Below are 21,221 nucleotides of genomic sequence, written 5' to 3' on the forward strand. Positions count from 1 at the left end.
GTTTTCCTCTTCGTTGTTATGCGTTAGGGGACGTTTCGCCCTGACAGGCCGCGTGGTACTGGCGAAGTATGTCCTGGATATGGTCGAGGATGAGGTCCCGCGGTGCCGCATTGAGATCGCCCTCGCGGACTTTTACGTACTGCAGCGGCAGGTACTGGCTGATCAGCGGCAGCGGAATGGGGTCGTCGGCCAGATTGCGCACCAGTCGCTCAAACGCATCATCAATTTGGCTGTCCGGCCAGTAGTAGCGCACGCGGTCAGAGTAGCTGTAGCCTCGGGCCAGACGACGGGTATTGCCATCTCCGTGATAGTGGCTTTGCCAGTATTCCGGCCGATCCAGCATGACGGTTTCCAGCACATGGCGCAGGCCGGAACCGGCTTTGGCGGGCAGCAGCTCTTCTTCGATGGCAGCCAGAGAGAACAAAGCTTCGCGCAGCGCAAAGGTGAGCGCCGGGCCGACCTTGAGGATGGCGAAATGATCTTTCACCAGCCGGCGCAGCGCCTGCGGCGTCTGATAATCGGTGGAGTGCGCTTCAAAAACGAGGGTGTCGAACGCGTTGACCATCTCGCTCAGCGCTACGGCTTTCTGCGGCTGATAGTCAATCACGTGGGTATGATCGAATTCGACGCCGGGCTGGACGACCAGCGCAATAATGCGCGGCCAGATAGCATTGAGCCCCTGCTTTTCAAAGGCGTGGCGATGGGCTTCAAGCGTCGCACGGGCCGCATCCGGCGTCGTGACCTCAAGTTCGGTTAGCGCTTCATGTGCACCGCCCGGCACCGGCACTTCTGTGCCAATCACGTACACCAGATCGGCGCTGCCGAAATGCTCACGACAGGTTTGCTCGGCGATGTTTGCAAGCCTTGCGGCGCGTTCAGCCACGATTTCGTCGGTGAGCGGCACCGGGTCGCCCGCGCAGGACATGCTGCAATCGAGGTGGATTTTTTTGAAACCCGCAGCGACATAGCATTCGATTAAGCTGTCGGCGTTAGCCATGGCTTCTTCAGCAGGTAAATTCTGCCAGCGATTTGGGCCCAGATGATCGCCGCCGAAAATGAGGCGTGATTCAGGGAAACTAAGTCTGCCGGCGAGCTGACAAACAAATCGGCGAAAATCAGCAGGGGTCATGCCGGTGTAGCCGCCGAACTGATCGACCTGGTTCGAGGTGGCTTCAATCAGCAGCGGGGTCTGCCGGGCATGGGCATAGCGGAGTGCGGCTTCGAGCACCAGCGGATGTGCGGAACAGACGGCATAAATGCCGTTGCCGTTTCCTTGCTTATGCTGCGCGACGCTATCAATAAGATGTTTCACTTTCCTCTCCGTTTCGGATGGTTATGGCATTAATCTTTCGTTTTGTTTCAATTAATCCTGCATTATGCTGCTTTAAAAATAAAACGAAAGATAATGGTTTTCCGATCTGTTTCACAAAAGAAACATAATGAAAGGTTTCAGCGGAAAGATAAGCGCGTAAGGCGAGGCGGGCAGCGCTTGCATTTCGGCAAAAGAAAGGCGTTAATAGCTAAAACGAAATGAAACGAAAGTTTTTCTTAAAGGAGCTCTTATGAGCAACAGCGAATTGTCCGCAGAAAAGCGCATTAGCGGCACCAGCGAAAGGCGTGAGCAGATTATCCAGCGGTTGCGGCAGCAGGGAAGCGTGCAGGTTAACGATCTTTCTGCCGCCTTTGGCGTCTCCACGGTGACCATCCGCAATGACCTGGCTTTCCTGGAAAAACAGGGGATTGCGGTGCGCGCCTACGGCGGAGCGCTAATTTGCGAGGGCAATACGCCCGTGCACGAGCCGTCGGTGGAGGACAAAAGCGCCCTCAACACCGGGGTGAAGCGCAATATTGCCCGTGCTGCTGCCGACCTTATCAAAGCGGGCCATCGCATCATTCTGGATTCCGGGACCACCACCTGTGAGATTGCCAGAATGCTCCGCCAGCACACGGAGGTCATCGTCATGACCAACGGCATGAACGTCGCCAACGCGCTGCTGGAGGCCGATGGGGTTGAGCTGCTGATGACCGGCGGGCATCTGCGTCGTCAGTCGCAGTCGTTCTATGGCGACCAGGCCGAACAGTCGTTGCAGAACTACCACTTCGACATGCTGTTTCTCGGGGTGGATGCCATCGACACCGATCGCGGCGTCAGCACGCATAATGAAGATGAAGCTCGTCTCAACCGCCGGATGTGCGAGGTGGCCGAGCGCATCATCGTGGTGACCGACTCCAGTAAGTTCAATCGCTCCAGCCTGCATAAAATTATCGATACCCCGCGTATCGACATGATCATCACCGACGAAGGTATTCCGGCAGAAAGCCTGAAAGAGCTGCAGCGTGTGGGGATTGAGGTGTTGCAGGTGAAGGCGTAATTGCGGGATTTGGAAAAGGAAGAGCCGGGTAGCGCTGGCGCATACCCGGCCTGGAAGCCTGCAAGACAATCAGGTCACCGGCGCCGGGTTAAACACCGCCAGCTGATTGTGCAGCCCCCACTGGTCGGAAAACGTCTTTTTGCGCCCGCTCGCTACATCCAGAATAAAGTGGAACAGCCTCCAGCCGACATCCTCAATAGTTTCTTCCCCGGTGGCTATCGTGCCTGCATTGATGTCCATAAGGTCATACCAGCGGTTGGCGAGCGCCGTGCGCGTTGCCATCTTGATGACTGGCACCGCCATCAGGCCGTAAGGCGTGCCTCGCCCGGTGGTAAACACCTGAACCGTTATCCCGGAGGCGACCTGCTGCGTGCCGCAGACGAAGTCGCTGGCGGGCGTGGCGGCGTATATCAGGCCACGCTTCGTCGGGCGCTGCCCCGGAGAGAGCACTTCGACAATCGCGCTTTGCCCGGATTTGGCAATCGATCCCAATGCTTTTTCTACCACGTTCGCCAGCCCGCCTTTTTTATTGCCGGGCGAAGGGTTGGCGCTGCGGTCCGTTTTGCCCATATCGAGATAGTTATCGTACCAGGCCATCTCCTCCAGCAGGCGTTTGCCGACCTCTTCGTTAATGGCGCGCGGCGTGAGCAGGTGAATCGCGTCGCGCACTTCAGTCACCTCCGAGAACATCACCGTGGCGCCACAGCGGACCAACAGATCTGAGGCGTAGCCGACAGCCGGGTTGGCGGTGACGCCGGAGAAGGCATCGCTGCCGCCGCACTGCATGCCGACCACCAGGTCAGATGCCGGGCAGGTTTCGCGCTGGCGCTGGTTGAGCTTAGCCAGATGTCGTTCGGCGACCTGCAAAATATCGTCGACCATTGAGCGAAAACCGACGTGCTGCTCATCCTGCAAACGCACAACGCTGGCGCCGTCCACCGGAATGGCCTGTACATCTTCACTCCCCTGTAGCAGCCGCTCCGGCTGAAGCTTTTCACAGCCAAGCCCGACGACCATCACTTCGCCACCGAAATTAGGGTTCAGGGCGATATTGTGGATGGTGCGAATCGGCACGATGGCGGCGGGCGCATTGATAGCCACGCCGCAGCCGTAGAGGTGATTGAGGCCAACCACGCCGTCGACGTTAGGGTATTTAGGCAGTAAGTCGCGCTCGATAATTTTCACCACAAAATCCACAACGCCCGCCACGCAGTGGACGCTGGTGGAAATACCAAGCAGATTTTTAGTGCCGACGCTGCCGTCTGCATTGCGATAACCTTCGAAGGTATAGCCTTCCAGGGCAGGCAATGGCTCTGGCACCCGCGTGGCTAATGGCAGGGTTGCCAGCGGCGGCGCTTCCGGCAGAGCGACGGTAGATTCATCAATCCAGCTGCCTTGTGCGATATCCCGCACCGCATAGCCAATGACTTCGCCGTAGCGGACAATTTCGCCGTGGCATGGAATAGCCTCCAGCGCGACCTTATGGCCCTGAGGAATATGCTCCACCAGCGTCAGGCCGTCGGCAAAACAGGTTCCTGCCTTTAGCCCATTATCGTTAACAATAATGGCGACGTTATCAGCGGCATGCACTTTGATATAAATTGCCTGCGGTGCCTTATCCCGGATTTCGATATCAGCCATTGTTCCGTTTTCTCCAGTATGAAAAGAGACAGCGAAATAAAGAAAATGAAGAGCCGCCAATATGCCGGGGGAATGCACGGGAAAATGTGATCGCTATCACTCAATAAGCCGCCGGAAACCTAGCCGGGCCAGCAATATCACGTTCTGTGGCGCAGCGCGTATCAGGGTGTGCAGATGCACAGGACAATGAAAGAAACGGGTAAAGATATTGGTTTCCTGCACAATGCGCGACTCTTCAGGGCTGCTTATACTGAACAGGTTTTTATTTCAGAGCCTGCGCATTGGGCGGCAGATAAATAAGAAGGGCGTGGGGTTCACTGACTGACGAATAAAATAACCAAAGGCTGAAATCATGACGAACGGATTATTTCCGAACACCTTCAAGGCTGCGCTGGCGGCACATCAGATTCAGATTGGCTGCTGGTCAGCATTGGCGAACCCAATCAGCACTGAAGTACTGGGGCTGGCTGGCTTCGACTGGCTGGTGCTGGACGGAGAGCATGCCCCCAACGATATCTCGACTTTTATTCCACAGCTGATGGCGCTGAAGGGAAGCTCAAGCGCCCCGGTGGTGAGGGTGCCAACTAACGAACCGGTCATTATTAAGCGCCTGCTGGATATCGGCTTCCATAACTTCCTGATCCCGTTTGTCGAAACGCAAGAAGAAGCCATTCTTGCGGTAGCCTCCACGCGTTATCCGCCTGAAGGGATCCGCGGCGTGTCGGTATCACACCGCGCCAATATGTTTGGCACCGTGCCGGACTATTTCACTCAGTCGAACAACAACATTTCCGTTCTGGTGCAGATCGAAAGCCAGACAGGGGTGGACAACGTCGATGCTATCGCGGCTACTGACGGCGTGGACGGCATATTTGTCGGTCCGAGCGATCTGGCCGCGGCCTTCGGCCATCTTGGCAACGCGTCGCATCCTGAGGTGCAGAAATGCATTCAGCACATCTTCGCGCGCGCCAAAGCGCATGGTAAACCGAGCGGTATTCTGGCGCCCGTTGAGGCCGACGCCCGTCGCTATCTGGAGTGGGGAGCAACCTTCGTTGCCGTCGGCAGCGATCTCGGCGTATTCCGCTCCGCCACGCAAAAGCTGGCTGACGCCTTTAAAAAATAACCACCACCGTAATTGAGAAGGAACAGAAGATGACGATGAAAGTGGGCTTTATTGGCCTGGGCATTATGGGTAAACCGATGAGTAAAAACCTGCTGAAGGCGGGATACTCGCTGGTGGTGTCGGACCGCAATCCTGAAGCGGTGGCTGAAGTGATTGCCGCGGGCGCGGAAGCCGCCAGCACGGCCAAAGATATTGCTGAGCAGTGCGACGTCATTATCACCATGCTGCCGAATTCGCCGCACGTGAAGGAGGTGGCGCTCGGTGAGAACGGCATTATTGACGGCGCGAAGCCGGGCACGGTGCTGATTGATATGAGCTCCATTGCGCCGCTGGCGAGCCGTGAAATCAGCGAGGCGCTGAAGGCCAAAGGCGTGGCGATGCTGGATGCGCCGGTCAGCGGCGGTGAGCCAAAAGCCATCGACGGCACGCTCTCCGTGATGGTGGGCGGCGATAAAGTGATTTTCGACCGCTATTACGATTTGCTGAAATCGATGGCAGGTTCCGTCGTGCATACCGGTGAAATCGGTGCGGGTAACGTCACCAAGCTCGCCAATCAGGTGATTGTGGCGCTGAATATTGCGGCCATGTCGGAGGCGCTGACGCTGGCGACTAAAGCGGGTGTGAATCCGGACTTAGTGTATCAGGCTATTCGCGGTGGTCTGGCGGGAAGCACCGTGCTGGATGCCAAAGCGCCAATGGTGATGGACAGAAACTTCAGGCCGGGCTTCCGAATCGACCTGCACATCAAAGATTTAGCCAATGCGCTGGATACTTCTCACGGCGTGGGCGCACAGCTGCCGCTGACCGCAGCGGTCATGGAGATGATGCAGGCGCTGCGTGCCGACGGGCTGGGAACCGCCGATCATAGCGCGCTGGCCTGCTATTACGAAAAACTGGCGAAGGTGGAAGTCACCCGCTAACAGCGTTGCTGCTGCGCTGCGAGTCGGGATGCAGCCCGAAGGGTGACAAAGCTATGCGAACCCTCTATACTGCGCGCCGAAGCTGACCAGACAGTCGCCGCTTTGTCGTCGTCCTCCTTCGGGGGGAGACGGGCGAAGGGGAGGAAAGTCCGGGCTCCACAGGGCAGGGTGCCAGGTAACGCCTGGGGGGGAAACCCACGACCAGTGCAACAGAGAGCAAACCGCCGATGGCCCGCGTAAGCGGGATCAGGTAAGGGTGAAAGGGTGCGGTAAGAGCGCACCGCGCGGCTGGTAACAGTCCGTGGCACGGTAAACTCCACCCGGAGCAAGGCCAAATAGGGGTTCACATGGTACGGCCCGTACTGAACCCGGGTAGGCTGCTTGAGCCAGTGAGCGATTGCTGGCCTAGATGAATGACTGTCCACGACAGAACCCGGCTTATCGGTCAGCTTCAACTTCTTTCAGAACCCCGCTTCGGCGGGGTTCTTGCTTTATGCGCGAGTGAGATGAATGACTGTCCACGACGCTATGCCCAAAAGAAAGCGGCTTATCGGCCGGCTTCAACTTTTATAAAGACGCCCGCAGATGAAAATCTGTGGGCGTTTTGCTTTGTGGCAGCAAGTGATGAATGGCTGTCCCTTCCTCTGTCTCAATAAAAAGAAAGCGACTTAGTGGTCAGCTTCGCTAACCTTGCTTTGTCTCCTCTTTAATTCTAAATAGCCCTGAATTACTGTGAGTAAAGCACTAAAAGAGTTCGATGCGATAAATATAAGATACATCATCAAGAAGCTATATTTACATAAACTTACATTGTTGTTAAGTGATTCACTATTTAAATAAGTTTTTGCATGTGTAACAGTTAAATGGCGGAAAGCAAGCGACTAACCAATAAAAGGAATCTTTATGACAAAAATAAAAGAATTAAGTTTAGATGAGATGGCGTTAGTCAGCGGCGGTGAGAGCATGATGAGTGCAGCAAATCGTGGAACGACAAAAGGTAGCACTTCCTATGGAGGGCAGGCAAACGGGTTTCAACCGAATTATGCTGCGGCTGGAGGAACGGGAAGTTGTGGCGCAGGTGTTGCTGGAGGTTTGGTTGGTGGTATAACTGCTGCGGCTATTGCTACAGGTGTTATTACCGGTGGAATTGGTTTTGTGGGCACTCTCGCGGCAGGAGCTATTGCGGGGGGATGTTTCTCTGGCGGGGCGAGCAGCGGCAACGGAGGGAAAGTGGGTTCAAATAACTGTTCTGGCGGTGGAGCGGGGGCGACTTGCAGTAGATAATTTTGGAATTAAGGTATTAATAATGATTTTTAATATGAAAAGAGTGATGACAATATTTTTAACTGTATTCACATTGTACTTTGTTTTTACTAATTCACCTATCCTTGAATTGAAAAGGGAAACAATATTACAACAGTTGGCTTTTTTTGTAATAATAACAAGTATTCCGTCAGGGTTGGTTTTTTTATATGAAAAACTTATTGCTATTGCGGAATGGTTTCTGCTAAACATAATAAATGGTAAGTAAAGGCATAAAGCAGGAATTGCGTTTACATAAGCCTGTGTTGTTGTTGGTTAATTCACTATTTCAATGGGTTTTGTTATTTTAAAACATGTTCCGAAAGTGCATGGTAAATAACAAGAGCAACGAAGATTACTATCGCATGAGTGTTGGAGCCGGGTGCGTTTTCATTATGACCTATGGCAGATATGAACTGCTCTGCTCAATTATGACGCCGTGTTTCCTTTGCCGTGCTCCGACATATTTTCACCAGAACAACGAGCTGGCTTTGCACGAGTCCTGGATCGGCTGACTGAACGGTCAGCGTACAGCTATATTCGCTGAAGAGTAAGGATTACGGCCAGCCAATGCCTGTCCGGAGTCAGGCAGCAATATCACCCGCAGTCTGAATATAGCGCAACGGCGAGACGCCGAGCTTCTTGCGGAACATCGCGATAAAGGCGCTGGCGCTGGCATAACCCAATTCATGCGCCAGTTTGCCGATCGCTGCCCCCCGGGCAAGATTACACACTGCTTCCAGCAGGCGAATCTGCTGGCGCCACTCGGAGAAACTGAGGTTGGTCTCCTCGCGAAACAGTCTTGCCAGCGTGCGTTCACTGGCCCCGACCTTTTGCCCCCACCACGACAGGGTAGCCGTATGGTCCAGTTCGCGGCATAACGTATCGCACACCTGCCGCACGCGCCGATCGCGAGGAAGGATCACATGGCAAAGCATGCTGGTTGGTAAACGGGAGAGTTCATCGTTTAATAGCGCGGAAATCAGCGCCTGGCGTTCCGCCGGGATCCCCTCATCCAGGCCAGCCGTAATCAGCGTATGCAGGAGCGGCGTTGCTGCCAGGCCACGACAATGAGAGCCAAACTGGCGCGAAGCCTGAGGCGTTAAGTAGATATTTTGCGTTACCACGTGGTCAATCGCCTGCAGACCATGTGATAAACCTCCGGGCAGCCAGATGGCGCGTCCGGGCGAAAGTAACCAGATATGCTGCGGAGTGACGATTTTTGCCACCCCACGTAACATATAAATCATCTGCCCTTGTTCATGCTGATGAACCGGCTCTTCGCTGCCCGGGGTATATTTCAGCTGACGCAGCCCTTCAATAGCCTGCTGGATTGTCATCTTCACCTGCCTTTGTCCGATTCTCACCATTTATGAGCACTGCTGCGTATAGAGACAACTTTTGTCTTAATGGCGACATCCAGGTGGCCAGTTGCGCCATTCTGCCATGGACGGGCTTCTCTTTTAAAGTTGAATAATTATCATTTCCACCTAACTCTAATAACAGTCGGAAATAATATGAAAGAGATTGGCAAGTTTTTCAGGGATAAGCCGTTGAAAGTACTGGCATGTACGATCATCGCAGGATACAGCGGGCAAGCGTTTACTGCGGATAACGGGCAGGATAGCACAAAAGAACAGACGATGGTGGTCACCGCCGTTGCTGGCTCACAGGGCCAGGAAGACGAAAGTAATATCGTTGCACATAGCGCAACGGCAGGCAGTAAATCGAGCCAGCTTATCAGCCGGACCGCACAAAGTATTGCGGTGGTTACCCAGGCACAAATTGAAGCTCAGGCGGCGAAGACCATTCCGGAAGCATTGCGCTACGTTTCCGGCGTGTCGTCGGAAAGCTCCGGCCCGGATACCCGCTTCGATACCATCATGGTGCGCGGATTCGAGGCCGACGAGTACCTTGACGGCCTGCGTCTGCCGCGAGAAGCCTGGTGGAGTCGACCAGCATGGGACCCGTTCCTGCTGTCCCGTATCGAAGTCGTAAAAGGCCCCGCCTCGGTGCTCTACGGGCAGGCTAACCCCGGCGGGATCGTCAATATGGTGAGCAAAACCCCGCAGGCTGAACCTGGTGGTCAGGTGTATGTGACCACGGGCAATAACAACCTGTTTGGTACCGGCGTTGACGCGACCGGGGCGCTGAACGAGGACAAAACGCTGCTCGGCCGCGTCGCTGGCACCTTTTTCGATACGGAAACCCAGGTCGATCATACCCGCTATCAGCACTATGCTATCGCGCCTTCGTTGACCTGGCAGCCGAGCGATCGCACCAGCCTGACGCTCCTGGCGCAGCTGCGTAAAGACCCGGACAGCGGCTTCTACAACCAGATGCCCCTTTCCGGCACGCTGACCCACAACCCGAACGGGCAGATCTCCACCCACTTCTACGGCGGGCAGCCCGGCTTTGACAAGTACGAACGTGAACAGGGCAGTATCGGCTATCAGTTCCGCCATGACTTTAACGATACGGTAACCTTCCGTCAGAACCTGCGCTATATCAGCAGCACCGGCGACTACCTGATGGTGTATCCGTGGGGCGAACACGCCGACGCGCCGCTGATTGACCGCTATTCGATGAACCTGAAAGAGACGATGGTCAACTTCGCCGTGGATAACCAGGCGGAGTTCCATCTGCAAAGCGGGCCGATCGCCCACACGCTGCTGGTAGGTATCGATCGCATGCACAGCTCGGTGCGCAGCCAGTCAGGCTATGGCGATGCCAGCCCGATCAACTATCGCGATCCTGACTACAGCACGCCGGTCGAAAAACCGCCCTTTGACAGCAGTACTCACTCGACGATGGATCAAACCGGGTTCTATTTACAGGATCAGCTGGAGTGGAACCGGTGGATCATGAACCTCGCCGGGCGCTATGACGCGGCAAAAACCAAAAGCACGGACCTGATCGCCGACACCCGCAGCGAACGTAACGATTACGCCACCACCGGTCGCGCCGGGCTGCTCTACCATTTCGACAGTGGCCTGTCGCCTTATGTCAGCTACTCGACGTCGTTTGTGCCAACCAGCAACACCGACTTCTACGGCCACGCCTTTAAGCCAACGGAAGGTAAGCAGACGGAGATCGGCCTGAAATACGATCCTGTCGGTCTTGATGCGCTGTTTACCCTCGCGCTGTTTAACCTGCGCGAAACCAACGTGGCCACGCCAGATCCGGATCATGCCAACTTCAGCGTGCAGACGGGTGAGATCCGCTCCCGCGGGGTTGAAGTGGACGGCAAAATCAACATCACACCTGCCTGGTCGGTCATGGCTTCCTATGCGTTAACCGATCCGGAAGTCACCAGCGCTAACGACGGCAGCGAAGGCAAGCATCCGGTAGGTATTGCGCGTAACAGCGCCAAACTGTGGACCGAGTACGCACTCAGCGGCCCGCTGGACGGCGTTTCATTGGGCGGCGGCGTGCGTTATGTCGGCAGCAGCTATGCCACGACGGACAACAGCCTGAAAGTGCCTGCTGCAACGGTTTACGATGCGCGGATTGGCTACCAGTGGCGCGAATGGGGCGTGGCGCTTAACGCGGCTAACCTGACCGACAAGACCTATCTCTCCACCTGCCAGGATAACGGCTGCGAATATGCGATGAAACGGCAGCTGGTCGCCACCGTGAACTACAAGTGGTAACCATGCTTTCACGACGCAGGTTGTTAACTGCCGCTCTGCTGGCCCCCGCGTTGTCGTGGGCTGGCAGTACGCCAGTGCCGCAGCGGCTGGCGGTGCTGGACTGGGGGCTGACGGAGATGATCCTTGCCCTCGGCATCACGCCAGCCGGCGTTTCGGCGCCGGACTGGTATCGCAAACTGATCCCCACGCCCGTTCTGCCGCCGACGGTGCAGGATCTGGGTCTGCTGTTTCAGCCCAATCTGGAAACGCTCTTTGCGTTGAAACCTGACGCGATTGTGATCACTCCGCAACACGTTCTGCTAAAAATGGCTCTGGCGCAGGTGGCTCCTCTTCTGACCTTACCTGCCCATGGGCTCAGCGACTTCATCAGCGCTACGCAGCAGCTGGGTGTTGCACTGAACCGTGAAGCACGGGCGGCAGCGCTGCTCGCGCGCTTGCACCAGCAAATCGCTCGCGCCCGCGATCATGCGCGTAGCCTGCACCAGCCGGTGATTATTGCCGCCCCGGTAGACGCCCTGCACCTGCGGTTATACACGGACGGCAGCCTGCCGGGAGATGTGCTGACGGCCTGCGGGATGCGCAACGCCTGGCACGGCGGCGGCGGGGCAGAAGGCAATGTTCTGGTGGAACTGACACGCATCGCGGGCGTTGATGCCCGGTTGATCCTGCTGGTTGCGGCGGATCAACAGGACGCGGTTTCCCACTGGCAGCAAAGTCCACTGTGGCGACGCTTGCCGTTAACCTCTCGCTATCCGATCGCGCGGATTGATCAGCAAATCAGCGATGCCGGAGCGCTGATCACCGCCGGACGTTTTGCCGATATCTTCAGCCAGCTGATGGCGGGGTGGCGCGATGCATGAACCTTTTTCCCGCCGCCTCTCCTGGAGCGTTATCGGCGTACTGTGGCTGGTTTCGCTGCTGCTGGCGGTCAGCGATGTGCTGCACCAGGGCGGGTTTGCCGCGCTGTTCAATGCCCACAACATTCAGCCGATGGCGATTATCCTGCACAGCATGTGGCTGCCGCGGCAGGGGATGGCCATCGTTGGCGGGGCCACGCTCGGGCTGTGCGGCTGGCTGATGCAACGCGCGCTGCGCAACCCGCTGGCGGAGCCGATCACCCTCGGGATGACCTCCGGTGCGACGCTGGCGATGGGGCTGGCTTCGCTATGGCTACCGGCCCTGAGCGGCGGCATGCGGATGGGATTCATCATAGGCGGTGAACTGGCGGCGCTGCTGCTGGTGTTGCTGCTTAGCTGGCGTCAGCGCCTCTCGCCGCTGGTGATGATTCAGGCCGGGATGATGATCAACTTATGGTGCGGCGCGCTGACGATGCTGATCGCCATCATTAACGATCGTTTCCTGCTGACCGTCCTGATGTGGGGCGGCGGTTCGCTGGCCCAGGAAGACGGTCATCTGCTGCTGTCGCTGCTGCCGTGGCTGGCGCTGTGTCTGGGGCTACTGGCGCTAATGTTGCGTCCGCTGGAACTGCTACAGCTGCCGGAAACGATGGTTAACAGCCTCGGTGCTTCAGCGCTGCGGATCCGCACGGCTGCGGTATTGCTGGCGCTGGTGATGAGTGCGCTCATCATAAACGCCGTCGGGGTGATTGGCTTTATCGGTCTCGCCTCGCCGCATCTCGCCCGTTTTGGCGGCGCGCGCACCTCGCGCCAGCTGCTGCTGCACAGCGCCCTGAGCGGCGCGGGTCTGCTGTGGTTTACCGACCTGTGCGTCTCCCGGGTTTCTCTGCTCAACGGCCAGCTACTGCCGACAGGAATGTTGACCGCGCTGATTGGCGGACCGCTGCTGATCCTGCTGGCGCGCCATGCCCGCCAGCACACGCTTGATACGGCGCCACCCCCGCTGGCGGTGGAGCATTCTGCCAGTCGCCGGGTGCCGTGGGCTGTGGCGCTGGCTCTGCTGCTATCGGTCGCGATCTCGCTGTTTTTCGGCCGTGGGCTGAGCCACTGGCACTGGGCCCATTCGGCGGAGCTGGCGCAATTGCTGCCCCTGCGGCTACCGCGGCTACTGGCGGCGATGAGCGCCGGTGCTCTGCTGGCCGGGGCTGGCGTACTGATGCAAAGGGTAAGCGGCAATCCCCTCGCCAGTCCTGAAGTGCTGGGTATTGGCGGCGGCGCGGCGATGGGGGTGACCGTTTATATTCTGCTTTTTCCCACTCACGGCAGCGCTTTTTTACTGCTCAGCAGCCTCTGTGGCGCGCTCATCAGCCTGCTGCTGACGATGTGGAACAGCCGCAGCAGCGCCTTTAATCCGCAGCGGGTGCTGCTCAATGGCGTCGCTCTCAACGCTCTGTGCCAGGCGGCGGTGAGCATTGTCATGCTTAATAACCTCGCTGCCAGCTCGATACTGCTGCCGTTGATGACCGGAAGCACCTATTACATCAGCGCGCCGCTGGCGCAGGCGCTGTTTGTCTCCACCCTGGTTCTGCTGGCGCTGACGCCGCTGCTGCGCCGCTGGCTGACGCTCCTGCCGCTCGGCGGCGTGGCCGGTTCGTTGGGGCTCTCCCTGCCGCGCGCCCGTTTCGGGGTGCTGGCGCTGGCGGCACTGATGACCGGGCTTGCCACGCTGCTGGTCGGCCCGGTGTCGTTTATCGGCCTGCTCGGGCCACATCTGGCTCGTAAAGTCGGCGTCAAAGGTGCGCTGGCGCAGCTTTACACCGCTGCGCTGCTGTCCGCCTGCATCATGACCTTCGCCGACTGGCTGGGGCGTAATGCGCTCTATCCACGTCAGCTGCCGGTCGGGCTGGTGGCGTCACTGATCGGCGTTCCGCTGCTGGTCTGGCCGTTGATGCGCGCGAAGCGCCAGCCCGGCGGCGACTAACAAAGAATAAGCAATGAAAAAGGAATGATGCATGTCGGTTTTGTTGATTTTGTTTCGTATGGTCGGCGGCTGGCTGCTGCTGGCGGTCGTCGCCGGGATAATCAGCGGCTTTAGCAATGCATCGCTGCTGGCGATGATTAACCACAGCCTGACGCTGCCGCAGGCGAAAAGCGGGTTAGGGCCGGGGGTGCAGTTCACGCTGCTGGCCCTGCTGATGCTGGCCACCCGGGTACTATCCCAGACCACCTTTATGTATCTCGGGCAGAAGGTGAAAGCGCGGCTGCGCGGCGAACTGACCCGGCACGTCAGCGAGACCCGCTGGCTCCAGCTGGAGAGCGCCGGCATGGCAAAAACGATCTCGGTACTGACCCAGGATCTCGATACCCTGGTGGTGTTTTTCGTCAGCCTGCCGAATCTGTTTATCTATGGTGCGGTGATCGTCGGTTGCCTGGTTTACCTTTCAACTCTCTCGATCGGCGTCCTTGCGCTGGCGCTGGCCGCCATTATTCTTGGCACCCTCGGCTATCACGCTGCCCACGGCAGGGCCATTGGCCTGCTGCGCCAGTCGCGGCAGCGGGAAGACACCCTGATTCAGCAGTGCAAAAAGCTGTTTGATGGTGGGCGTGAGTACCGGCTGAATGCCTCCCGCCGCCGCCAGTTCGTCTATGGCGAGCTGGCTGACAATATTGAGGCTGTCCGCCGGGAGCGCACCCGCGGCTATGTCCTGTACGGGCTGGCCACCAGCTGGGGCAGCATTCTGTTTTTTGCCTTTATCGGCCTGGTGCTCTTTGGCCTGCGCGAGTCGCTGACGCTCTCACCGGCGGCGATTACCGGCTACGTCATGATCTTTCTCTACATGATTGTGCCGGTAGAAGGGGTGCTGTCGTCGCTGCCGACCATTGCCAGCGCCCGGGTAGCGCTGCAGCGGGTACAGCACCTGCGTGATGAGCTGCCGCCGGAGCAGCCGCAGCGCCCGCTGGCGGCGGAACCTTTTCGCTCCCTGGCGCTCAGCGAGGTGTGCTATCAATATCAGGGGGAAGACGGGGAACGCTTTACTCTCGGGCCGCTGAATCTACAGTTTATCCCGGGAGAGCTGGTGTTTGTGGTCGGCGGCAACGGCAGCGGCAAAACCACCCTTGCCAGTTTGCTGGCAGGGCTTTATCCGCCTGATAGCGGGGCCATTTTGCTTAACGGCCACACCGTCGCGGCCGACCAGCAGGAGGCATATCGCCAGCTGTTCTCGGCGGTATTCAGCGATTTTTTCCTTTTTGACGACGTGGCGTTTGTGCATGAACGCACGCCAGAGCAGGTTGACCGGCTGCTGCAGTTGCTCAAGCTCAGCCATAAAGTACGCTTTCAGGACGGCCGTTTCTCCACGACCGCCCTCTCGCAGGGGCAGCGAAAACGGCTGGCGCTCCTGCAGGCGTGGCTGGAGGAACGGCCGCTGTATCTGTTCGATGAGTGGGCTGCCGATCAGGACCCGGAGTTCAAAGCGGTGTTTTACCTTGAGCTGCTGCCGATGCTGAAGGCTGAGGGTAAAACCATCATCGCCATCACCCACGACGACCGCTATTTTCACCTGGCGGATCGGCTGATTAAGCTGGAGTCGGGGCAGGTCGTGTAGTCTGCAATAACGGTACTAACCCCTCCAGACGGGGTTAGTCGCTGCCATGTCTGCCGCTTCGCTCAATGATGACGAGGTGTTTCCTTCGCCATACCCCGACATGCTTTCTCCACAATCCTGCCACAATGATTAACTGACTTTGCACTTGTCCTGGATTGGCTGACTGAGCGGGCGACATACTTAAACCTGTAAACGCTTCTACATCCACGATTCTGCGAGGGTTTAAAAATGAAAACGACTTCTCTGCTGACAGGTGCAGTTTTTATGCTGATTTCCGGTGCGGCGCTGGCCGCGGGTCCAAAACAGGTTGATGCCGATCGGGCCAGCGGGCTACAGGAAATGGGTACCGTTCAGGTATCCGGGATTGCTGGCTCATCAGATGATGCGGTGCGTGCGCTGAAAGCGAAAGCCGCGCAAGATAATGCGGGCCATTACCAGATTGTTGCGATGGGCAACGGAGGGGACTCCAGCCTGTGGGACGGCACGGCAATTCTCTATAAATAACCGTTTTACCTCCAGTAGCCAGACCCTCGACAAAGCCTCATGTGCCCACATGAGGCTTTTTTGTGAGCAGCGCCCGCTTGTTGTAAAAGTGTGGTAGTTGTTTCTTATTGGTTGCTAAATATTCATCGGGTTGATGATTTAAAGATTGAGAAATGTGCTTCTGTAACAATACGCGTGATCGCTATCGTATTTTATAGCCACCTTTATGGTCCTCTTTAAATTATTTTTATTTATTAAAATAAAGATAGATAATAAAGTGATGAAAATATATACCGAAAATGCGATGAATATAGCCGGTTAAACAAATTGTGAATAATTAGTGTGACGCGATTTATCGCCATAAAATAAAGTTATGCGCTTGATGTTTATTGACTCTGGTCAGGCTATTGTTGAATTGATAATTCATTAACACATTGTATATAAAGAGTAATCCTAAATAATGTGAGCTGATGCAGGCAACCCTTCCGGTGAATTGTGAGTGATCGCACATACGCCGCTATATTTAATTTACTAGAATTCAGCCCGAAGAAAGGAATATGGACTGAGTACTATGGATAATATTCTTCTGCCAAAAACGCAGCACCTTGTCGTGTTTCAGGAAGTGATCCGCTGTGGCTCGATTGGCTCAGCGGCAAAACAGCTCAGGCTCACGCAACCGGCGGTCAGTAAAATTATCAATGACGTTGAGTATTATTTCGGCACTGAATTGATGATTCGAAAAAACACCGGGGTAACGCTAACCAGCGCCGGGCAGGTGCTGCTGGCCTATGCGGAATCCATCACCCGTGAAATGAAGAATATGGTCAGTGAGATCAACAGCCTCAGCGCAGGCGGCGTGGTTGATGTTTCCTTTGGCTTTCCGTCGCTTATCGGCTTTACGTTTTTGCCGGGCATGATGAAAACGTTCAAGGAGCTGTTTCCGACGGCGCAGGTTTCCATGTTCGAAGCGCAGCTTTCCTCCTTCCTGCCCGCGCTGCGCGATGGTCGTCTCGACTTCGCGATTGGCACGCTGGACGATGACATGCAGCTCCAGGACCTGCACGTGGAACCGTTGTTTGAAACGGAATTTGTGGTGGTGGCAAGCCGGTCCCGAACATGCGGGGGAGCGATCCGACTTGATTCGTTGCAGAACGAACAGTGGGTCCTCCCGCACACGGAAATGGGGTACTACAAGCAACTGCTCGCCATTCTTCAGCGACACCACATCAACCCAGACCATATTGTTAAAACCGACTCGGTCGTGACGATTTATAACCTCGTGATGAACGCCGATTTCCTGACCGTCATTCCCTGTGATATGACGACGCCTTTCGGCTCAGAACAGTTTATTACGCTGCCGCTGAAGGATGTGTTACCGATGGCCCGCTACGCCGCCATTTGGTCGAAAAATTACAGTATTAAAAAATCGGCTTCAGTATTAGTGGGGCTGGCAAAGCATTACTCAGAACAAAACTTTACCCGGCGAAGGTCGGTGACAGAAATAAATTAAATAAGCATTAAACCCTATGCGGAGTGCTCAGGTTTGAGCCTCTAATGACCTGATATTGCCTGAAATTCAGATGAGTTTCTGAAAAGAGGATGTTATGCATATTACTTACGATCTTCCGGTTACCCTCGATGATATTCAGCAGGCAAAGCACCGCCTTGCCGGTAAAATATATAAGACAGGCATGCCCCGCTCAAATTATCTGAGTGAACGCTGTAAAGGTGAAATTTACCTGAAGTTTGAAAACATGCAGCGCACCGGCTCATTTAAAATTCGCGGGGCGTTTAATAAGCTGAGTTCGTTAACGATGGAAGAGCGCCGTAAAGGCGTGGTCGCCTGTTCCGCCGGGAACCACGCGCAGGGCGTATCGCTCTCCTGTGCGATGCTCGGGATTGACGGCAAAGTCGTGATGCCGCGCGGTGCGCCGAAATCCAAAGTGGCTGCCACCCAGGATTATTCGGCAGAAGTGATCCTGCACGGCGACAACTTCAACGACACGATTGCCAAAGTGAGTGAAATCGTCGAGATGGAAGGGCGGATTTTCATCCCACCGTACGATGACCGACACGTGATTGCAGGCCAGGGCACCATTGGCCTCGAAATCCTTCAGGACCTCTATGACGTTGACAACGTGATTGTGCCGATTGGCGGCGGCGGCCTGATTGCCGGGATTGCCACGGCGATCAAATCCATTAACCCGACCATTAAAATCATCGGTGTGCAGTCCGAGAACGTGCACGGCATGGCCGCTTCCTGGCGTGCAGGCACTATCACTAATCATCGTCTGAATCCGACGCTTGCCGACGGCTGCGACGTGGCGCGTCCGGGCAATCTGACCTTTGAAATTGTTCGTGAGCTGGTGGATGACATCGTGCTGGTCACCGAAGACGAAATCCGCGACAGCATGATTGCGCTTATCCAGCGCAACAAAGTGATTACCGAAGGCGCCGGTGCCCTGGCTTCCGCCGCGCTGCTCAGCGGTAAGCTGGATGACTACATTCAGCACCGTAAAACCGTCAGCATTATTTCTGGCGGCAATATCGATCTTTCCCGCGTTTCACAAATTACCGGATTAGTTGGGGCATAATGCCCCGCTTTGACAGGTTTCGGAACATTTTCGCTAAGGACACGATATGAGTACCACAGAAACCCTGGTTGCCGGCCAGCAAAAATCCTCGGCATGGCGCAAATCGGATACGACCTGGACGCTCGGCCTGTTCGGCACGGCGATCGGGGCCGGTGTGCTGTTCTTCCCTATCCGTGCCGGTTACGGCGGTCTGATCCCGATTCTGATCATGCTGGTGCTGGCCTATCCCATTGCCTTCTACTGCCACCGCGCGCTGGCGCGCCTGTGCCTGTCCGGGAAAAACCCTTCCGGCAACATCACGGAAACGGTGGAGGAGCACTTCGGCAAGACCGGCGGCGTGGTGATCACCTTCCTTTACTTCTTCGCCATCTGTCCGCTGCTGTGGATTTACGGCGTGACCATCACCAACACCTTTATGACCTTCTGGGAAAATCAGCTTGGCTACGCGGCGCTAAACCGCGGCATGGTCGCGCTGTTCCTGCTGCTGCTGATGGCCTTCGTCATCTGGTTTGGTAAGGATCTGATGGTAAAAGTGATGAGCTGGCTGGTCTTCCCGTTCATCGCAAGCCTGGTGCTGATTTCGCTCTCGCTCATCCCTTACTGGAACTCAGCGGTAATCGATCAGGTAAGCCTCAGCGACATTGCGCTCACCGGCCATGACGGCATTCTGGTCACCGTGTGGCTCGGCATTTCTATCATGGTGTTCTCCTTTAACTTCTCGCCGATTGTCTCTTCGTTTGTGGTATCCAAGCGCGAAGAGTACGAAAAGGATTTCGGCAATCAGTACACCGAGCAGAAATGTTCGCAGATTATCTCTCGCGCCAGCATGCTGATGGTAGCCGTGGTCATGTTCTTCGCCTTCAGCTGCCTGTTCACGCTTTCCCCGCAGAACATGGCGGAAGCGAAAGCGCAGAATATCCCGGTGCTTTCCTACCTGGCGAACCACTTTGCGACCATGACCGGCACCAAATCTACGTTTGCTACCGTGCTTGAATTTGGGGCTTCTATCATCGCGCTGGTGGCGATTTTCAAATCCTTCTTTGGCCACTATCTGGGCACGCTGGAAGGGCTGAATGGCCTGGTGCTGAAGTTTGGCTACAAGGGCGATAAAACCAAAGTCTCGATGGGCAAACTGAACACCATCAGCATGGTGTTCATCATGGGCTCCACCTGGGTTGTGGCTTACGCCAACCCCAACATTCTGGACCTGATTGAAGCAATGGGCGCGCCAATTATTGCCTCGCTGCTGTGCCTGCTGCCGATGTTCGCTATTAGTAGAGTCCCGGCGCTGGCGAAATATAAAGGCAGAACCGAGAATATTTTTGTCACCGTTATTGGCCTGCTGACTATTCTGAATATTGTCTACAAACTGTTTTAATTCCTGATACCCCAATAAACTCAGGCTGCATTCGCAGTCTGAGTCTTTCATCACGAAACAAGGACGAGCGGAGAATTCAAATGATTGAGTTTCCTGTGGTGCTGGTCATTAATTGCGGATCGTCTTCCATTAAATTTTCTGTAATGGATGCTGATTCTCAGGATGTATTACTGACGGGCATTGTCGAAGGCGTTAATACTGACGTTGCCACTTTACGTATTAATGAAAATGACCCTGTTGAATTGAATCACCAGGATTACGAATGTGCGCTGGGTGCGATTACCGACGAATTAGATAAACGTCAATTACTGAACAGAGTCACGTTAATTGGCCATCGGATTGCCCACGGCGGCAGCATATTCAGTGAATCGGTAGTCATTACCGATGAAGTTATTGAACTTATTCGCCAGGTATCGCCGCTGGCTCCGCTGCACAATTTCGCCAACTTAAGCGGCGTGGAGTGTGCCAGACGCCTTTTTCCTGGCGTGCAGCAGGTGGCGGTATTTGACACCAGCTTCCACCAGACGCTGGAGCCGGAAGCTTATCTCTACGGTCTGCCGTGGCGCTATTTCGAAGAGTATGGCGTGCGTCGCTACGGCTTTCACGGCACCTCACACCGCTATGTGTCGCAGCGCGCCTGTGACCTGCTGGGTCTTGAAGAACAAAACTCAGGCCTGGTGATTGCTCACCTGGGTAACGGCGCCTCGATTTGCGCGGTACGCGACGGCAAAAGCGTCGACACCTCGATGGGTATGACGCCGCTCGAAGGGCTGATGATGGGCACCCGCTGCGGCGACGTGGACTTCGGTGCAATGGCCTGGATTGCTGGCCAGACCGGGCAATCCCTGAGCGACCTTGAGCGCGTGGTGAATAAAGAATCCGGCCTGCTTGGCATATCCGGGCTTTCCTCGGATCTACGGGTGCTGGAAAAGGCCTGGCATGACGGCCATTACCACGCGCGCCTGGCGATCAAAACATTCGTCCACCGAATTGCCCGCCACATTGGCGGCCACGCGATGGCGCTTAAGCGCCTCGACGGCCTCATTTTCACCGGCGGAATTGGCGAAAACTCAACGCTCATTCGCCAGCTGGTCGTGGAACATCTGGAGGTGCTGGGCATTCAGCTCGATCCCATGAAAAACCGGCTGTCGGGGAAAGAAGGTGAGCGAATTATCTCGCGGCCAGAATCCCGGGCTGCCTGCGCGGTGATCCCAACCAACGAAGAACAGATGATCGCGATGGATGCGATCGCGCTTGGACATATTCACGCTCCGGCCGAATACGCCTGACGTT

16 protein-coding genes and 1 other RNA gene are annotated in these 21,221 nt (G+C 56.0%); 14 read left to right on the forward strand and 3 right to left on the reverse strand.

Features of this window, described 5'->3' with window-relative positions:
• Positions 1-16 precede the first annotated feature (16 nt).
• On the reverse strand, positions 17-1,312 hold the full coding sequence (gene kbaZ, locus AB1287_RS11375; protein WP_435617820.1) for a tagatose-bisphosphate aldolase subunit KbaZ: 1,296 nt from the start codon (positions 1,310-1,312) through the stop codon (positions 17-19).
• 250 nt (positions 1,313-1,562) lie between these two features.
• Here kbaZ and AB1287_RS11380 point away from each other — a divergent pair, with 250 nt between their 5' ends.
• Entirely contained in the window at positions 1,563-2,372 is an 810-nt protein-coding gene (locus AB1287_RS11380; protein ID WP_312625476.1) for a DeoR family transcriptional regulator, read from the forward strand.
• A 69-nt stretch (positions 2,373-2,441) separates the two neighbouring features.
• Here the strand turns inward: AB1287_RS11380 and garD are convergent, their stop codons facing one another.
• Complete coding sequence (garD, locus tag AB1287_RS11385) at positions 2,442-4,013, reverse strand: galactarate dehydratase (RefSeq protein WP_435617821.1); 1,572 nt, start codon at positions 4,011-4,013, stop codon at positions 2,442-2,444.
• Between the two features lie 352 nt (positions 4,014-4,365).
• On the opposite strand from garD, the gene garL reads away from it, so the two are divergent.
• The 4 genes from garL to AB1287_RS11405 all read left to right on the forward strand — a co-directional run bounded on the left by garL (position 4,366) and on the right by AB1287_RS11405 (position 7,587).
• Positions 4,366-5,136: a 2-dehydro-3-deoxyglucarate aldolase gene (gene garL, locus AB1287_RS11390; protein WP_435617822.1), complete on the forward strand. Its 771-nt coding sequence runs from the start codon at positions 4,366-4,368 to the stop codon at positions 5,134-5,136.
• A gap of 29 nt (positions 5,137-5,165) precedes the next feature.
• Positions 5,166-6,056, forward strand: coding sequence for a 2-hydroxy-3-oxopropionate reductase (garR, locus tag AB1287_RS11395; protein ID WP_435617823.1), 891 nt, complete (start codon positions 5,166-5,168; stop codon positions 6,054-6,056).
• A 78-nt stretch (positions 6,057-6,134) separates the two neighbouring features.
• Positions 6,135-6,513: RNase P RNA component class A (gene rnpB / locus AB1287_RS11400), an RNA gene on the forward strand.
• Between the two features lie 684 nt (positions 6,514-7,197).
• On the forward strand, positions 7,198-7,587 hold the full coding sequence (locus AB1287_RS11405; RefSeq protein WP_435617824.1) for a hypothetical protein: 390 nt from the start codon (positions 7,198-7,200) through the stop codon (positions 7,585-7,587).
• 355 nt (positions 7,588-7,942) lie between these two features.
• Here AB1287_RS11405 and AB1287_RS11410 read toward each other — a convergent pair whose 3' ends face one another.
• The gene (locus AB1287_RS11410) at positions 7,943-8,698 is read right to left on the reverse strand and encodes a helix-turn-helix transcriptional regulator (protein WP_435617825.1); all 756 of its coding nucleotides are present in this window, start codon (positions 8,696-8,698) and stop codon (positions 7,943-7,945) included.
• Between the two features lie 213 nt (positions 8,699-8,911).
• Between AB1287_RS11410 and AB1287_RS11415 the strand changes: the two genes are divergently transcribed.
• The 9 genes from AB1287_RS11415 (at position 8,912) to tdcD (ending at position 21,217) form a co-directional block, all read left to right on the forward strand.
• Positions 8,912-11,011: a TonB-dependent siderophore receptor gene (locus AB1287_RS11415; RefSeq protein WP_435617826.1), complete on the forward strand. Its 2,100-nt coding sequence runs from the start codon at positions 8,912-8,914 to the stop codon at positions 11,009-11,011.
• A 20-nt stretch (positions 11,012-11,031) separates the two neighbouring features.
• A complete protein-coding gene (locus AB1287_RS11420; protein WP_435617827.1) occupies positions 11,032-11,871 on the forward strand; it encodes an ABC transporter substrate-binding protein in 840 nt (279 codons plus the stop codon).
• Positions 11,864-13,849 (forward strand): Fe(3+)-hydroxamate ABC transporter permease FhuB, encoded by a 1,986-nt coding sequence (gene fhuB, locus AB1287_RS11425; protein WP_435617828.1) that lies wholly within the window; start codon positions 11,864-11,866, stop codon positions 13,847-13,849. The genes AB1287_RS11420 and fhuB overlap by 8 nt, the downstream gene beginning before the upstream one ends.
• A 31-nt stretch (positions 13,850-13,880) precedes the next feature.
• Positions 13,881-15,473, forward strand: a complete 1,593-nt coding sequence (locus tag AB1287_RS11430) for a cyclic peptide export ABC transporter (RefSeq protein ID WP_435617829.1) — start codon at positions 13,881-13,883, stop codon at positions 15,471-15,473.
• A 228-nt stretch (positions 15,474-15,701) separates the two neighbouring features.
• Positions 15,702-15,977 (forward strand): DUF1471 domain-containing protein, encoded by a 276-nt coding sequence (locus AB1287_RS11435; protein ID WP_312625490.1) that lies wholly within the window; start codon positions 15,702-15,704, stop codon positions 15,975-15,977.
• A gap of 550 nt (positions 15,978-16,527) precedes the next feature.
• The gene (gene tdcA / locus AB1287_RS11440) at positions 16,528-17,466 is read left to right on the forward strand and encodes a transcriptional regulator TdcA (RefSeq protein WP_435617830.1); all 939 of its coding nucleotides are present in this window, start codon (positions 16,528-16,530) and stop codon (positions 17,464-17,466) included.
• Positions 17,467-17,560: 94 nt separating this feature from the next.
• Positions 17,561-18,550: a bifunctional threonine ammonia-lyase/L-serine ammonia-lyase TdcB gene (gene tdcB, locus AB1287_RS11445; protein WP_435617831.1), complete on the forward strand. Its 990-nt coding sequence runs from the start codon at positions 17,561-17,563 to the stop codon at positions 18,548-18,550.
• Positions 18,551-18,596: 46 nt separating this feature from the next.
• Entirely contained in the window at positions 18,597-19,928 is a 1,332-nt protein-coding gene (gene tdcC, locus AB1287_RS11450) for a threonine/serine transporter TdcC (RefSeq protein WP_435617832.1), read from the forward strand.
• Between the two features lie 80 nt (positions 19,929-20,008).
• The gene (tdcD, locus tag AB1287_RS11455) at positions 20,009-21,217 is read left to right on the forward strand and encodes a propionate kinase (RefSeq protein ID WP_435617833.1); all 1,209 of its coding nucleotides are present in this window, start codon (positions 20,009-20,011) and stop codon (positions 21,215-21,217) included.
• The last annotated feature ends 4 nt before the right edge of the window (positions 21,218-21,221 follow it).

Source organism: Scandinavium sp. UTDF21-P1B, assembly GCF_040750395.1.
Lineage (GTDB): Bacteria > Pseudomonadota > Gammaproteobacteria > Enterobacterales > Enterobacteriaceae > Scandinavium.